The sequence below is a fragment of the Bradyrhizobium sp. IC3123 genome (assembly GCF_020193625.1).
Classification (GTDB): domain Bacteria; phylum Pseudomonadota; class Alphaproteobacteria; order Rhizobiales; family Xanthobacteraceae; genus Bradyrhizobium; species Bradyrhizobium yuanmingense.
Genome location: NZ_JADYVF010000005.1, coordinates 1 through 15,449 on the forward strand (window position 1 = coordinate 1; position 15,449 = coordinate 15,449).

Below are 15,449 nucleotides of genomic sequence, written 5' to 3' on the forward strand. Positions count from 1 at the left end.
GCCGCAGGAAAAGCGCACAGCGTCGCCCTGATCGCTTGCGCCAGGAAGCTCCTTATCTACGCCAACACCGTTGTTGCCCGAGGTACGCCCTGGCGTGAAAATACCGCCGCAACTTAATGGTTGCTACGGGGCCGGAGCAAGGCGTAGACCGCTCCTGCAACTCACTAGCGACTACATCCTGTGGATCATCGCTTGATGTCCCACACGGGGCTGCTAAATCCCCGCCCATGACCTCCCAGCACGACAAAACCTCGGTCGCGGCCATCTCGATCTTCGCCAGCGGCGGCATGGCGGCGGCCAAGTTCGCGGTCGGGATCGCGATCGGCTCGCTGGCGCTGATCTCGGAAGCCCTGCATTCCCTGATCGACCTGGTTGCGACCATCATCACCTGGGCGGTGGTGCGGGTGTCCGACAAGCCCGCCGACGAGGAGCACCATTACGGCCACGGCAAGCTGGAAAGCATCTCCGCGCTCGGCGTCACCGCCCTGCTCTACGTGCTGGCCGGGGGCATCCTGGTTGAGGCCTATAGCCGGCTGCGCGAGGGAACCCCGCCGCCGACCATCTCTGCCGTGCCGTTCGTGGTGCTGGTGATCGATATCGCCGTCAATCTCTGGCGCGCCCGCGCCCTGCACCGTGCCGCGCGGGAGACCAGAAGCCAGGCCTTGGCGGCCGACGCGCTGCATTTCGCCTCGGACGTGATGGGCTCCTGCGCCGTGATCGTGGGCCTGATCCTGGCTGGGCTCGGCTTCTGGTGGGGCGACACCGCGGCGGCCGCAGCGGTTGCGGTGATGATCGCAGCGCTCGGCCTGCGCATGGCCGGCTCGACCGTGCAGACGCTGGTCGATCGCGCTCCCGAAGGCGCGCAGGAGAAGGCCAAAGCGGCGATCCGCAGCGTGCCCGGCGTGATCGACGTCGAACGCTTGCGCGTGCGCATGGTCGGAGCGACCACGTTCATCGACACTATCGCGAAGGTGCCGCGGACCTATCCGATCGACCGGGTCGAGGACATCAAGCGCAACGCGCAGGCCGCCGTCGCCAAGGCTTTCGGCGATGCCGACCTTACCTTCGCCGCAGTGCCCGTCGCGCGCGACAACGAGACCGTGCGCGACCGCATCATGGTGATCGCGCGCAATTCCGCCCTCGCCGTCCACCACGTCACGGTGCACGATCTCGGCGTCAAGCTGATCGTCAGCATCGACCTCGAGGTCGATGCCAACATGCAGCTCGAGGCCGCGCACGACATCGCCAACACGCTGGAGCGCAACATCCAGGAGGAGTTCGGCGAGGACGTCGAGGTCGACGTTCACATCGAGCCGCTGGAACCGGAACTTCCGTTCGGGGTCGATGCCACGCCGGACCGGGTGCGGACCATCGCCGCCGCGCTGACGGAATATGCCGCCGGCAGCGAGATCCACGACATCCACAATGTGCGGGTCCGCAACACCGACGCCGGCGAGATCGTCAACTTCCACTGCCGCGCAACACCGTCGATGAGCGTGATCAAGGTGCACGAGCATGTCGACGCGATCGAGCGTGCGTTGCGGCGCGCGTTCCCGAGCGTGAAGCGCGTCATCAGCCACGCCGAGCCGCCGCGGGCGTGATGAAGAATGCGCGACGAGTCACACGTTCTCGTTTCGGACTCGTTGCACCCGTGCCTTTGCGGACGCGCGACGCACAAACTGCGTGTTGGATAAGAATAATTTCGTGTTAACGATTCGTTGACTCTCGACAGCCCGCGAAAACTGGATTCAAATCGGTGTGATTCGGAAGTGACGTGGGGCTGCTTCCGGAACTCGTTTTTCAGGGGGCCGAAGGCATGTCGCGTGCAGACGCCGCGAACGCGTGCGTCCAATCCGATTCCATCAAGGGATTGGCGCAATCGATCGCGAAACCTGCCTATCATCGGCTGTTGATCGCGGAGCCGGCGCTGCGTCGCGCCGTGCCGACGCTCATCATCGCCTTCCTGATCACGATCTGCCTCGGTGCCTTCGTGCAGGTGGTCGATCAAACGCGCCAGAAGCGGCTGGTGATCCGACACGACATTTCGGCGCTCGGCGACCTGCTCGCCGAGCGCATCGACCGCCTCACTTCGGTTCGCCAGGAGCGGCTCAAGACCATCGAGGGCCTGCCGACGCTGCTGCCTGATCTCATTCCGTCCTGGGCCACGGCCTCGGGCCGGCACGTCATCGTCACCTCCGCCGGCATCGACCGCCGCATCCTCGCGCGCATCCCGGCCGACAGCGACCCCTCGGGCAACGACCGCCTGCTCGATGCGATCACGACCGCGCAGCTGGTCGCGGCGCCGCCACGCGACGCCAACGTCTCCGACCTGACGCTGCCGAGCGGCAACGCGGCGATGGCGACCTCGCGGCAGATCAAGTCACTGCCCGGCTTCGTCACCGTGATCCAGGAGCGCAACGAGCCGATCTGGGGCTCGGACGCCGCGCTTTCAGTGACGCTGTCGGCGACCACGGGCTTCGTCGTCCTGATCCTGGGCTTCGCCTTCCACTGGCAGTCGACCCGCGCCCGCGAAGGCGACCTCATCAACGACGCGGTGCGCGGCCGCATCGACACGGCGCTCAACCGCGGCCGCTGCGGGCTGTGGGACTGGGACCTGTCGCGCGGCCGGATCTTCTGGTCGCAGTCGATGTTCTCGATCCTCGGTCTCGACGGCCGTCACGAACTCCTCACCTTCGGAGAGGTCAATGCGCTGGTGAAGTCCGATGACATCGACCTGTTCGCGATCGCCGACCAGCTCATCTCCGAGAAGATCGACCATATCGACCAGACCTTCCGCATGCAGCATGTCGACGGCCACTGGATCTGGCTCCGCGTCCGCTGCGAGAAGACGCGCGGCGCGACCGATTCCAGCGTGCACCTGATCGGAATCGCCGTCGACATCACCGAGCAGAAGAGCCTCGCCGAAAAGACCGTGGAAGCCGACCTCCGCCTGCGCGACGCGATCGAGACCATTCCGGAGGCCTTCGTGCTGTGGGATGCGAGCGACCGCCTGGTGCTCTGCAACTCGCACTTCCAGCGCCTGCACAAGCTGCCCGACAGCGCCGTCATCCCCGGCACCTCCTACGAGACCGTGCTCGAGGTCGGCCGCATGCCGGAGGTGCGCACCCGCCACAACGAGACCGCGGCCCAAGGCCCGGGGGCGCGCACCTTCGAGGCGCAGCTCGATGACGGCAGCTGGCTGCACATCAGCGAGCGCCGCACCAAGGACGGCGGCTACGTCTCGGTCGGCACCGACATCACCCGCATCAAGGAGCACGAGCAGAAGCTGGTCGACAACGATCTGCGCCTGCGCGCCACCGTCATCGACCTCAAGCGCTCGCAGGCCGCGCTGGAGCGCCAGGCGGTCGAGCTCGCCGACCTCGCCGAGAAGTACCAGCGCGAGAAGACCCGCGCCGAGGAAGCCAACCAGACCAAGTCGAAATTCCTCGCCAATATGAGCCACGAGCTGCGCACGCCGCTCAATGCCATCATCGGCTTCTCCGAGATCATGGGGTCGGGCATGTTCGGCGAGCTCGGCAGCGAGAAGTACCAGGAATACTGCCAGGACATCCTGACCAGCGGCCATTATCTGCTCGAGGTCATCAACGACATCCTCGACATGTCCAAGATCGAGGCCGGCCGCATGAAGCTCGACATGGAAGAGCTCGACCTCGCGCAGACGCTCGCCGAATCGTTGAGGGTCGTCACCGGCCGTGCGCAGGACAAGCACCTGACGCTCGATGCCGACATCGCAAAATCCATCTCGGTCGTCGCCGACCGCCGCGCCACCAAGCAGATCATCGTCAACCTGCTCTCCAACGCCGTGAAGTTCACGCCCGACGGCGGACGGGTCGTGGTGCGCAGCCGGCAGCTCGACGACAGGATCGTGCTGATGATCGCCGACACCGGCATCGGCATCGCACCGCATTCGCTGGCGCGGCTCGGGCGTCCCTTCGAGCAGGTCGAGAGCCAGCTCACCAAGACCTATCACGGCTCGGGCCTCGGCCTTGCCATCGCCCGCTCACTGGCGCAGCTCCACGGCGGCTCGATGCGCCTGCGCTCGAAGATCGAGGTCGGCACCGTCGTCCGCGTGACCCTGCCGCGGGATGCGGTGAAGGCGGCCGGGATATCGGCTGCGGCTTAAAACCGCGAGCAACGATCGAGTCAGTTTCGATCTGGGATGCCCTTCTCCCCTTGTGGGAGAAGGTGGCGCGAAGCGCCGGATGAGGGGTGTCTATCCACGCGCAATACTTTCGGGAGGAGAGATACCCCTCACCCGTCTCGCCGCTACGCGGCGAGCCACCCTCTCCCACAAGGGGAGAGGGGAAGAAGAGCTCTCGGTTCACTCGGCTCAGCCAAAAGACCTTCCGCTTACGATTGCAGTGTCGGCGCGACTTCGCGCGCGACGTTGACCAGCGCTGCAATCAGCGGCGTCATGGGATCGCGTTGCGGGATCACCAGGCCGATGCTGTAATTGACCTCGGGGTCGACGATCGGGATCGAGCGGACGGTGTCCGACAGGCCGAGCGTCTCGGCGAGCTTGGCCGGCATCACGCTGGCCCAGCGCCCGGTCTTGACGTGCGTGAACAGCACCAGCAGCGAGTTCGACGTCAGCGTCGGTGTCGCCTCCGCGCCGACCGATCGCAATGCGCGGTCGATGATGCGGCGGTTCTGCATGTCTGGCGTCAAGAGGCACAGCGGCACTTGCCCGACCTCGGTCCAGGTCACCGTCTCGCGATCGCCGAACATCGCGTCCGGCGCGGTGAGCAGGCGATAGCTCTCGTTGTAGAGCGGGATGGTGCGCACCTTGCCGATCGGCTCGTTCTCGATATAGGTCAGCCCCGCATCCACCTCGAGATTTTCGAGCAGGCCCAGCACCTCGGACGAGGTGGTGGACTGGATGCGGAAGCGCACCTCCGGATGCTTGGCACGGAACGGCGTCGTCAGCGCGGCGACCATGCCGAGCACGGTCGGGACCGCCGCGATCCGGATCTCGCCGGAGAGCTGATGCTTCAGCCCGTTGATCTCGTCGCGCATCGCCCGGGCATCGCCCACGATCCGCCGCGCCCAGTCGAGCGCCCGCTCGCCTTCCGGCGTAAATCCCTGAAAGCGCGAGCCGCGCTGGACCAGCATCACGCCGAGAATTTCCTCGAGCTGCTTGAGCCCGGTCGACATCGTCGGTTGCGTCACGCCGCAGGCCTCGGCCGCGCGTCCGAAATGACGCTCCTTCGCCAGCGCCAGCAATAGTTCAAGCTTGTCGATCAACCGGCCGTCCCCTCGGATTCCATCGTGGCACGCAAGCTAGCACGCCGGGCCTGCACCAACACGCAAAAACCCGCAGCCGACCCAACTTTCATGACCAATCCGTATCGATCGATTGCGGTTGCAAATCGATCGGAATCCGCAATCGCAGCTTCTGAGCGATGAGCTCGGTCACCGCGCTGAAGCAGGCTATGACTCTTCCAGCAGCGCCCTGAACACGCGCCGCACCTCGCTCTGGGTCTCCTTCACCCGCGCCTCCAGCGAGGAGAAATCCGGCGCGTCGCCGGCGCGCGCCATGACGCGCTGCAGGTCGGTGCCGGCGGTATCAGGCTTGAAGCGCTCGCTGACGCAGAGACGCAGGATCTGCGTGAGGTCGTGATAGAGCCGCGCCGCGGCGCGTAGGATCTCCGTCTCCGATTGCGCGAGCACGCCGATCCTGCAGGCATTTTCCAGCACCTGCATGGTGCTGACGTCGAGAATCTCGGGCTTGTCGTGCGCGTGCACGAGCTGGAGATATTGCGCGATGAAGTCGATGTCGACCATGCCGCCGGCGGCATGCTTGAGATCCCAGCAATCGGCCTCGCCCTTCTCCTGCGCGATCGCACGCCGCATGTCGGCGACGTCGTTGGCGGTGATGGCAGGATCGCGGCGGCGGGTCAGGACATCGCGGATGACGCGCTCGATCCGTTCCCGGAATTCGGGCGAAGCCGAGACCACGCGCGCACGCGTCAATGCCATGTGCTCCCAGGTCCAGGCTTCGTTCGCCTGGTAGTCCGCGAACGAGACGAGGCTCGAAGCCACCGGACCTGCGCGTCCCGAGGGCCGCAGCCGCATGTCGATCTCGTAGAGCACGCCGTAATTGGTGCGGGTCGTGAAGGCGCTGATCAGGCGCTGGGTGAAACGGGCGAAATAGTGTGCGCCGTGAAGCGATTTCACCCCGTCGGAGTCCGGATGGTCGCCGTCGAAATCATAGAGCAGGATCAGGTCGAGATCGGACGAGGCCGTCATCTCGCGGCTGCCGAGCCGGCCCATCGCGACGATCGCGGTCTCCTGACCCTTGATGCGGCCGTGCTGGGCGGCGAAGCGATCGGCGACGAGACCGTGCACGGTGTGGACGATTCCCTCCGCGACGTCGGCGAAGGCCGTGCTCGCCTGCTGCGCCGAGACGGTGCCGGAGAGGATGCGTGTGCCGATCAGGAACAGGCTCTCCTGCCCGAACAGGCGCAGGCGATCGAGGAACTCCTCGTATGAGCCGGCGTCCTGCACGGTGGTCGCGAGCCGCCCCGACAATTCCTGCCTGTCGGGCATGGCGCCGAAGAAGCGCGGATCGATCAGGCCGTCCATCAGCTGAGGCTGCCGCGCCAGCATGTCGCCGAGCCGCGGCGCGGCTCCCAGCACCAGCGCCACCAGCGCGACGAGATCGCGGTTCTGGCCGAGCAGCGTGATCAGGCGGCCGCCGCGCTGCAGCGCGCCGAGGAAATGATCGAACGAAACGACGGCGCGATCCGGCTCTTCGGCATGGGCAAGGCCGTCGATCAAGGCCGGCACGAACTCGACGAAGGCGCTTCGCGTCGCCTCAACGCGGAAGACGCGATAGTCGCCGGTGATCCAGTCGCGCACCGTCTGCGCGACCGCGGCGGGCTTCTTGAAGCCGAGCGTCGCGAGGTGCTGCAGCAGGCGCGGATCATCGGGGCCCGCACCGTAGTCGAGCGCCGGCAGCCTCGCCGTGCCGGTGGGGTCATCGCCCTCGAACAGTTTTTCGTAATGGCCCTGGACGATCTGGAGCTGGCGCAAGAGGTCGCGCGCAAAGGCCTCCCGAGTCCGATAGCCGAAGAACCACGCAAAGCGCTCGACCGCTTGCTTGTCCTCCGGCAGCGTGTGGGTTTGCTCGTCGGCGATCATCTGCAGGCGATGCTCGACACGGCGCAGGAATTCGTAGGCGGTCGCCAGCTCGTCACGCGCCGCCACAGTGATCCAGTTGCTGGCGGCGAGCACGTCAAGCGCCCGCAGTGTCGGCCGCACCCGCAATTCCGGATGGCGGCCGCCGGCAATCAATTGCTGGGTCTGCGCGAAGAATTCGATCTCGCGAATGCCGCCGCGTCCGACCTTGACGTTGTGGCCCTCGACCGCAACCTCGCTCTGGCCGCGATAGGTCTGCATCTGCCGCTTCATGTCGTGTACGTCGGCAAGTGCGGCAAAGTCGAGATGCTTGCGCCAGACGAACGGCGCGATCTCGGCGAGCAATGCCTCGCCCGCTTTTGAATCGCCGGCACAGGTCCGCGCCTTGATCATCGCGGCGCGCTCCCAGGTGCGCCCTTCCCGCTCGTAATAGTTCAGCGCGGCGTCCCGCGAGATCGCCACCTGCGTCGAGGACGGATCGGGCCGCAGTCGCAAATCGACGCGGAAGACGTAACCATCATAGGTGCGCTGCTGCAGGATGCGCGCCATGCCTTGCGTCACGCGGACGAAGAACGGCTGCGGCTCGATATCGGGTGCGAGGGTCGTCGCATCGGGATCGAAGAACACGATGAGATCGATATCGCTGGAATAGTTCAGCTCGCCCGCACCCATCTTGCCCATCGCGAGCACGATCAGCCCGCAGCCCTCTTCGGGTGCCTCGGGATTGGGCGGTGAGAGCTTGCCGCGTGCGGCTTCCTGCCGCAGCAGATATTGCAGTGCCGCCTGCACCGAGGACACCGCGACATCGGTCAGCGCCGCCGTCACCCGCATCACCGGCCAGACACCGCCGATATCGCACAGCGCGATCAGGAGCGCAGCCTCAGCCTTCATGCGGCGGAGCAGCCGCATCACCTCGGCCTCCTCCGAAGCCGCGAGCACCGCGCTGCGCGCCTCCGCGATCAGCGCCGTCAGATGCGCATCCGGATCGCATTCGAGCAGCCGGATCAGGCGCAAGGCATCGGCGCGCACCAGTTCGAACAGATAGGGCGAGAATTCCGCAATCCCGGTCAGGATCTCGCGGGCGAAGGGATGGCCGAGATGCGTTTCGAGACGGGCCGATTGCGCCGGCTCGAGCTCGGCCAGCCAGCTTTCGAAACGGCGTTCGTCAGTTGTGGAAGCGGCAATATGGGGAGCCTCCGCGAAGCGTGCGGCCAGCCTCTCACCATGCTTGTCCGCGTTTTCCGGCGCGGAGTGGTTCATGCCACCTTCTGTGGCACATCCGGTGTTGGCGGAGCAACCCTGTCGCCGGCGCCCGCGCGCGCCGGCAGCACGAGCGTGGCGACGAGGCCGGGATGGGCATCGCCCAAGCGCAATTCGCCGCCGTGCAACGTCGCCACCGCCGAGGCGAGGCTGAGGCCGAGGCCCGAGCCCGGCAGCGTGCGACTGGCCTCCAGCCGCACGAATCGCTCGATGACGTGCTTGCGGTCGGCTTCGGGGATGCCGGGGCCGCGATCGGTGACGCTGAGCAGCACCTGGTCGCCCTCGCGCCTCGCCTCGATCGTGATTTGCCTCACGTCCATGCTGACCACGGTTCCCGCCGGCTGTGCCGCGGGCTGGCCGTATTTGATCGCGTTCTCGACAAGATTGGCGAGCGCCTGGCTGATCAGCTCGCGATTGGCATGAACCGGCGTCGGCTCGCACTTGACCTTCAGGGTCATGCCGTCGTCCTCGGCGAGCGGCTCGTAGAGCTCGTGGATGCCCTCCGCGACCTCCGCGGCATCGAAGTCGTCCATGTTGCCGCGCGCCTGTCCGGATTCCGCGCGCGCGATCATCAGAAGCGCATTGAAGGTCCGGATCAGCCCGTCGGACTCCTCGATGGTCCGCTCCAGCGCGGCGCGATAATCCGCCTCGCAGCCCGATTTCGCCAGCGCCTCCTCGGCGCGATTGCGCAGCCGCGTCAGCGGCGTCTTGAGGTCGTGGGCGATGTTGTCGGAAACCTCCTTCAGCCCCGCCATCAGCGCCTCGATCCGCTCCAGCATGGCGTTCAGGTTCTCGGCGAGGCGATCGATCTCGTCGCCGCTGCGCCCCACGGGCAGGCGCTCGCTGAGATCGCCGGTCATGATCCGCTGCGCCGTGCCGGTCATCGCGTCGATGCGCCTCAGCACCCGCCGCGCGACGAAGATGCCGCCGCCGAGGCCGAGCACGACGACGATCAAGACCGAAAACTGCGCCGCCTTGGCGACGATGCCGAACAGGCGCCGCCGCTCGGCCAAGTCGCGGCCGATCAGAAGCCGGAAGCCGTTCTCCAATTCGGTGACGCGAACGAGCGCGCGATGATCGCGGTCATCGCTGTCCTCGATCCGCCGGTAGGCTGTCTCCGACCAGCCGCGCGTCGCCATAACGCCCGGCGCCAGCGAGCCGACATTGCCGGCGATCGCCTGGCCCGTCGGCGTGGTCACGAGATAGAGATTGGCGCCTGGCCGCAGCGCCCGATACTCGATCGTGCGCACGAGACCGACTAGGCCGCGGCGGTCGTAGATCTCGTTGATCTCCGAGGTCTCGGCATTGACGGTCTGCGTGATCTCCTCGGTGATCAGCCGCCGCGTATTCCAGGCGAAATAGGCCAGCAGCGAGGCCGCGAACATCGCGAACAGCAGCAGATAGACCAGCGTCAGCCGGAACGCCGTGGTGCGGACGAGTTTACCGAATGCCGTCACGGATCATGTACCCAGTTTCAACCACGCGCCTGCATCACGAGCATCGACACTCACGTATTTCGCTTTGTTACAATAACATAGCCTATAGATTGTCGCACCTGCGCCTAGGTCCCTTGTGGAACGAGCAACGCGAAAGGCATTCGTGACCACACGTGATAGGCGCACGCGGAACGTTAAAGGGGCACTCGATCGGAACCAAGTTAAATCCCCGCAAGCTCGGGCCATGCGGACACCGGACGGAGCCTGCGGGAGCAGTGATCCGCTGTGGGCCTCCCCTTCCGACCACGCTGAGGAACATCAGCCGTTACGGGCGGACGTCCTTGTCGAGGGCATCGCGCCATTGCGGTCAAACCCGCCGGCTTCCCTCACACTTCCAGCCATTGCGCGCGAACGTCGCTGTTTGATTTCAGTTGCTCGGGCGTACCTTCGAAGACCACACGACCGTGCCCCATGACGTAGACGCGGTTGGAGATCTTCATCGCAATCGACAGCTTCTGCTCGACGAGCAAAATTGCGACGCCGGCCTGCGCAATGCGGGCGATGAGATCGCCGACCTGCTGCACGATCAAGGGCGCAAGACCTTCGGTCGGCTCGTCGATCATGATGAGATCGGGGTCGCCCATCAGGGTCCGGCACGTCGTGAGCATCTGCTTCTCGCCGCCTGACAGCACCCCCGCAGGCGTATCTGCCCGCGCGGCAAGATTCGGAAACATGTCGAGCATGTCCTGAAGCTGCCATTTGCCGGGACGCCGCGTATCCTTGATGCCGAGGAGCAGATTCTGGCGGACCGTCAGCCCCGGAAAGATGTCCCGATGCTCCGGCACATAGCCGAGACCGAGGCGCGCGATCCTGTAGCTCGGCAGCCCCGCGATGTCCTTGCCTTTGAAGCGGATCGTGCCTTGCGGCGCAACCTCGCCCATGATCGCCTTGACAGTGGTCGAACGTCCGACGCCGTTGCGGCCGAGCAGGCTGACGACCTCGCCTGCCGCAACGTCGAGATCGACGCCCTGGAGAATGTGGCTCTTGCCGTAATAGGCGTGCAGGTCCCTGACCTCCAGCATCAGTGCGCCTCCTCGCCGAGATAGGCTTCCTTAACTTTCGGGTCCCGCCTGATCTCCTCCGGCGTGCCGGAAGCAATGATGTGGCCGTAGACCAGCACGGAAATGCGGTCGGCCAGGCCGAACACAACGCTCATGTCGTGTTCGACGATGACCAGGGTCTTGCCCTCGGTCAGGCGCCGGATCAGCGACACCGCGCGGTCGGTCTCGGCGTGGCTCATGCCCGCCGTCGGTTCGTCCAGTAGCACGACGGTCGCGCCGCTGGCGATGGTGATGCCGATCTCGAGTTCGCGCTGCTCCGCGTAGGTCAACAAGCCGGCCGGAACATCGCGCCGATGCGTCAGATGGATGTCGTCGAGGATTTGCGCCGTGCGCTCGCGCACCTCCGGCAGGCTATCGACGTTCTTCCAGAAGGCGTAACGGTGCCCCGTCGCCCACAGCACGGCACAGCGGACGTTCTCCCAGACCGACATGCGCGCGAATACGTTGGTGACCTGGAACGACCGCGACAGGCCGCGCCGGTTGATCTCGAACGGCCTGAGGCCGGAGATCACATCGCCGTTCAGTCTCACCTCGCCCGAGGTCGGCTTGATGTGGCCACTGATGAGATTGAACGTCGTCGATTTCCCGGCACCGTTCGGACCGATGATGGCGTGACGCTCACCTTGCGCGACGCTGAGATTGAGATCGCGGATGATGCCGACATTGCCAAAGCGCTTCTCAACGGCGCGGACTTCGATCGCTGCCGTCATGCCAAGTACCCCCGATCGCGCGCGACCGTCGCCGCGCGGTCCCATGCCTCGGCGACGCGCCGCCAGCTCAGGCGCGCGACGAAGAAGCCGCCGATGAGGAGGACCGCCGCGCTCGCCCACGTCAGCGGCGACGCCGGACTGAAGGCAACGCCGAACAGGTTGATCGGATTGCCCTGACCGCTATGCGTGCGCGAGATCGATTCGATCGTCAGGATCACACCGCAAGCCAGTGCCAAGGTCGGCACCGCCGCGATCAGATAGGAAGGGATCACCGTCGGCAGAGTTCCGGCGCGAACCAGCGGCCGGTGCATCATGACCAGCCCGGCGATGCCGCCGGGGGACAGCATCACGATGCCGATGAAGATAATGCCGAAATAGAGCTGCCACACGCCGGTGACGCTGGTCAGCCCGAGCTGAAGATAGGTCACGAGGATTGCACCCAGGATGGGTCCGAAGAAGTACGCGACGCCGCCAATGAAGGTCGAGAACAGCACGAGGCCGGATTGGATCGCGCCGAGATAGGCGGCGTTGGCGATCTCGAAGTTGATCGCGGCCAGGCCCCCTGCCACGCCAGCGAAGAAGCCGGCAAAACAGAAGGCGATGTAGCGCACCACGTGCGGATCATAACCGATGAACTGGACGCGCTCGGGGTTGTCCCGCACCGCATTGCTGATTCGCCCCAGCGGGGTCCGCGTCAGCGCATACATCGCGACGGCCGAGATCACCAGCCAGAACGCGATGAGGTAATAGACCTGAAGCTGCGGGCCGAAACTCAAGCCGAAGATCTTCGGCAAAGCCGTGCGGTCGGTCGATATTCCGGACTCGCCGCCGAACACCGAACGCAGGATCAGCGAGGACGACGCCACCAGTTCGGCAATGCCGAGCGAGATCATCGAGAACACGGTACCAGCCCGCTTGGTCATCAGCCAGCCGATGATGATCGCGAAAACGAGGCCGCCGAGTCCACCGAACAGCGGTATGAACGGCAGCGGGATTGGCCAGCCGTGCGAGACCGCTGCATTCATCATGTGGCACGCTGCGAAGCCGCCGAGGCCGTAATGCACCGCATGGCCGAACGACAAGAGGCCGGTCTGGCCGAGCAGGATGTTGTAGGACAGCGCGAACACGATCGCGATGCCGATCAGGCTGAAGGACGTCAGCGAGCCGCCGGAGGAGAAGATCAGCGGCAGCACGATCAGCACGGCGATGCCGGCAAGCCATATGCCGTAGAAGCGCAGGCCGTCGCCGGCCGGCTTCCCTGCGATTGTCGATGTCGGCGTCGATGTCGTTTTGGCGTTCATGTCTCGCGCGTCCCCATCAGGCCCATGGGGCGTACGATCAGAATGATCACCAGCAGCAGGTAGGGTACGATCGGCGCCACCTGGGCAATGGTGACGTTCCAGATGTCGGTGAGCACGGACGGCCCTGCCGACGGATCGAGCGGACCGAAGGCGCTCGCCAACGAACCGTTCAGCGCCACCGCGAAGGTCTGTATCAGGCCGATCACCAGCGAGGCGATGAAGGCGCCCGGCAAGGAGCCGAGGCCGCCAAACACGATGACGACGAACAGGATCGGTCCCAGCGCCGCGGCCATGTCGGACTGCGTCACCAGCGCCGGACCGGCGATCACGCCGGCAATTCCCGCCAGCGCGCTGCCGACGCCGAACACCAGCATGAATATGCGTCCGACATTGTGACCGAGATGCCCCACCATATGGGGATGCGTCAGCGCGGCCTGAACGATCAGGCCCACCCTCGTGCGCTTGAGCACCATCAGCAACACGATGAATATCAGGATCGACACAGCCAGCATGAAAATCTTGTAGGCGGGATAATTCGTCGAGAAGATCGTGAAGGCCGGAAAGTCGAGCAGCGCCGGCACGCGGTAATCGACGGGGCTCCTGCCCCACATCATCGCCACGATTTCTTCGATCGCGAACGCAAGACCGAAGGTCAGGAGCAACTCCGCCACATGGCCGTGCTTGTGCGTATTGCGCAGGCCGTAGCGCTCGACCGCCATGCCGATCGCGCCGACCAGCAGCGGAGCCAGCAGCAGGGCCGGCCAGAAGCCAATCCATTTGGTGAGCTGGAAACCGAAGAAGGCGCCGAGCATGTAAAAGCTGGCATGGGCGAAGTTGAGCACGCCCATCATGCTGAAGATGACGGTCAGGCCGCTCGACAGCAGGAACAGCAGCATGCCGAACAACAGACCGTTCAGCGTCGATATAACGATCAGTTCAAGCACAGTAATCACACCTCTGGCCGGGACAGAAACGGCCCCGGCGAAGTCGGTCCGGATGCGAGCAGCAACCTTCCCGCGAGCCGCTGTCGGCTGCGGGAAGGCAAAGCTATTCCAGGCTTACGGCCGGGTCATCTTGCAGGTTGTGGGAACCATCGTCTTGGATGTGTCGATCTTGGAAACCAGATGCCATCCCCAGCCGGTGCCTTCCTCGTCGAACGGCTCGTCTGCAGCGAGCTTGCCGAAGGAGGAGATGTAGATCGGCTGGAAGAACTGGTGATCGTCCTTGCGCATGACGCCCTCACCGCCATCCAGCACCTCGAACTTGAGATCCTCGAGGGCAGCCGCGACCTTCACCGGGTCGAGCGAGTTGGCCTTCTCGGCCGCGGCCTTGAACATGCGCATCTCGTTGACGGCGCGCGGATACCAAAGCGACATGTTGACCTTGGCACGGAAGGTCTTTTCGAAGTCCATCGCCGGCTGGTGGCCGGAATTGGCAAAGCCCTCGGTGATCTGGAAGACCTGATGGTCGAGACCGGTCTGCTTGATTGCGGTCGGACCACCAGCGCCGCCGGCATAGTAGGTGTACCAATTGACCTTCAGGCCGGCGTCCGCCGCTGCTTTGAGCAGCAGTGCGATGTCCTGGCCCCAGTTGCCGGTCACGACGCTATCGGCGCCCGAAGCCTTGATCTTGGCGATATAAGGCGAGAAGTCGGTGATCTTCAACAGCGGATGCAGTTCGTCACCGACGATTTGGATGTCGGGCCGCTTGGCGCCCAGCATCTTGCGCGCATCCGCACGCACCGACTGGCCGAAGGAGTAGTCCTGGTTGATCAGGTACACCTTCTTGATCGCGGGGACATCCTTCATGTAGCTGGTGAGCGCTTCCATCTTGATGTCGGAGCTCGCATCCCAGCGAAAATGCCAGTAGCTGCACTTTTCGTTGGTCAGGCTCGGATCTACGGCGGCATAGTTGAAGTAGAGCACTTCCTTGCCGGGATTGCGCGTGTTGTTCTTGGTAACGAAGTCGGACAGCGCTGCGGCGACCGACGAGCCGTTGCCTTGCGTGATGAAGCGGGCGCCGGCATCGATGGCCTTCTGCGCCTGCACCAGGCTTTCCTGCGGGTTGGTCTTGTTGTCGAGAGGCAGAATCTCGATCTTGCGGCCCAATATGCCGCCCTTGGCGTTGATCTCGTCAGCCAGATACTGGAACGTCTTCAAGCCGCCTTCACCGATGCTGGCGCCACCGCCGGACAGCGGATCGATGTAGCCGAACTTGATTGTTTCCTGCGCGAATGCCGCTCCTCCGAGCATCGTCAGCGCTGCCGCCGCAGCAATTGCGAGCTTGTGCATCCTGGCCTTCTCCCTTTTGTATGTTCTTGTCCTTGGCGATCGAAGCTGACTCACAACGTCGGTCGCGCCCACTCTTCGCTACTCCAATATTGAATACTGTGTAAAGTTTTGGTGCAAGAAATAATTGCGGCCTCAACGTGAAGATTGCCGCGCGCCGTCCGGAATATTG

At 64.7% G+C, this 15,449-nt stretch carries 10 protein-coding genes; 2 read left to right on the top strand and 8 right to left on the bottom strand.

What is annotated here, in order from left to right:
- The first annotated feature begins 227 nt into the window (after positions 1 to 227).
- Together I6F20_RS17650 and I6F20_RS17655 are read left to right on the top strand one after the other, a co-directional pair.
- Complete coding sequence (locus I6F20_RS17650; protein ID WP_128262575.1) at positions 228 to 1,601, top strand: cation-efflux pump; 1,374 nt, start codon at positions 228 to 230, stop codon at positions 1,599 to 1,601.
- Positions 1,602 to 1,816: 215 nt separating this feature from the next.
- Positions 1,817 to 4,144: a PAS domain-containing sensor histidine kinase gene (locus I6F20_RS17655; RefSeq protein ID WP_225127168.1), complete on the top strand. Its 2,328-nt coding sequence runs from the start codon at positions 1,817 to 1,819 to the stop codon at positions 4,142 to 4,144.
- 227 nt (positions 4,145 to 4,371) lie between these two features.
- Here the strand turns inward: I6F20_RS17655 and I6F20_RS17660 are convergent, their stop codons facing one another.
- The 8 genes from I6F20_RS17660 to I6F20_RS17695 form a co-directional block, all read right to left on the bottom strand.
- Positions 4,372 to 5,265 carry a LysR family transcriptional regulator gene (locus tag I6F20_RS17660; protein WP_036005748.1) on the bottom strand — a complete coding sequence of 298 codons (894 nt, stop codon included), beginning with the start codon at positions 5,263 to 5,265 and terminating at the stop codon, positions 4,372 to 4,374.
- Between the two features lie 186 nt (positions 5,266 to 5,451).
- Complete coding sequence (locus tag I6F20_RS17665; RefSeq protein WP_225127169.1) at positions 5,452 to 8,421, bottom strand: bifunctional [glutamine synthetase] adenylyltransferase/[glutamine synthetase]-adenylyl-L-tyrosine phosphorylase; 2,970 nt, start codon at positions 8,419 to 8,421, stop codon at positions 5,452 to 5,454.
- A complete protein-coding gene (locus I6F20_RS17670) occupies positions 8,418 to 9,878 on the bottom strand; it encodes a sensor histidine kinase (protein WP_225127170.1) in 1,461 nt (486 codons plus the stop codon). The genes I6F20_RS17665 and I6F20_RS17670 overlap by 4 nt, the downstream gene beginning before the upstream one ends.
- 365 nt (positions 9,879 to 10,243) lie before the next feature.
- Entirely contained in the window at positions 10,244 to 10,939 is a 696-nt protein-coding gene (locus I6F20_RS17675) for an ABC transporter ATP-binding protein (protein WP_036005758.1), read from the bottom strand.
- Positions 10,939 to 11,688 (bottom strand): ABC transporter ATP-binding protein, encoded by a 750-nt coding sequence (locus I6F20_RS17680; protein ID WP_036005761.1) that lies wholly within the window; start codon positions 11,686 to 11,688, stop codon positions 10,939 to 10,941. Before I6F20_RS17680 ends, I6F20_RS17675 begins: the two co-directional genes overlap by 1 nt.
- Entirely contained in the window at positions 11,685 to 12,989 is a 1,305-nt protein-coding gene (locus I6F20_RS17685; RefSeq protein ID WP_225127171.1) for a branched-chain amino acid ABC transporter permease, read from the bottom strand. Before I6F20_RS17685 ends, I6F20_RS17680 begins: the two co-directional genes overlap by 4 nt.
- Positions 12,986 to 13,933, bottom strand: coding sequence for a branched-chain amino acid ABC transporter permease (locus I6F20_RS17690; RefSeq protein WP_036005767.1), 948 nt, complete (start codon positions 13,931 to 13,933; stop codon positions 12,986 to 12,988). The genes I6F20_RS17685 and I6F20_RS17690 overlap by 4 nt, the downstream gene beginning before the upstream one ends.
- 114 nt (positions 13,934 to 14,047) lie before the next feature.
- Entirely contained in the window at positions 14,048 to 15,280 is a 1,233-nt protein-coding gene (locus I6F20_RS17695; RefSeq protein WP_036005770.1) for a branched-chain amino acid ABC transporter substrate-binding protein, read from the bottom strand.
- Between the last annotated feature and the right edge of the window lie 169 nt (positions 15,281 to 15,449).

What these genes read in the sequence shown, in the direction of transcription:
- I6F20_RS17675 (WP_036005758.1), bottom strand. Translation starts at nt 10,939, where the DNA reads ATGCTGGAGGTCAGGGACCTGCACGCCTATTACGGCAAGAGCCACATT.
- I6F20_RS17655 (WP_225127168.1), top strand. Translation starts at nt 1,817, where the DNA reads ATGTCGCGTGCAGACGCCGCGAACGCGTGCGTCCAATCCGATTCCATC.
- I6F20_RS17650 (WP_128262575.1), top strand. Translation starts at nt 228, where the DNA reads ATGACCTCCCAGCACGACAAAACCTCGGTCGCGGCCATCTCGATCTTC.
- I6F20_RS17695 (WP_036005770.1), bottom strand. Translation starts at nt 15,280, where the DNA reads ATGCACAAGCTCGCAATTGCTGCGGCGGCAGCGCTGACGATGCTCGGA.
- I6F20_RS17685 (WP_225127171.1), bottom strand. Translation starts at nt 12,989, where the DNA reads ATGAACGCCAAAACGACATCGACGCCGACATCGACAATCGCAGGGAAG.
- I6F20_RS17665 (WP_225127169.1), bottom strand. Translation starts at nt 8,421, where the DNA reads ATGAACCACTCCGCGCCGGAAAACGCGGACAAGCATGGTGAGAGGCTG.
- I6F20_RS17680 (WP_036005761.1), bottom strand. Translation starts at nt 11,688, where the DNA reads ATGACGGCAGCGATCGAAGTCCGCGCCGTTGAGAAGCGCTTTGGCAAT.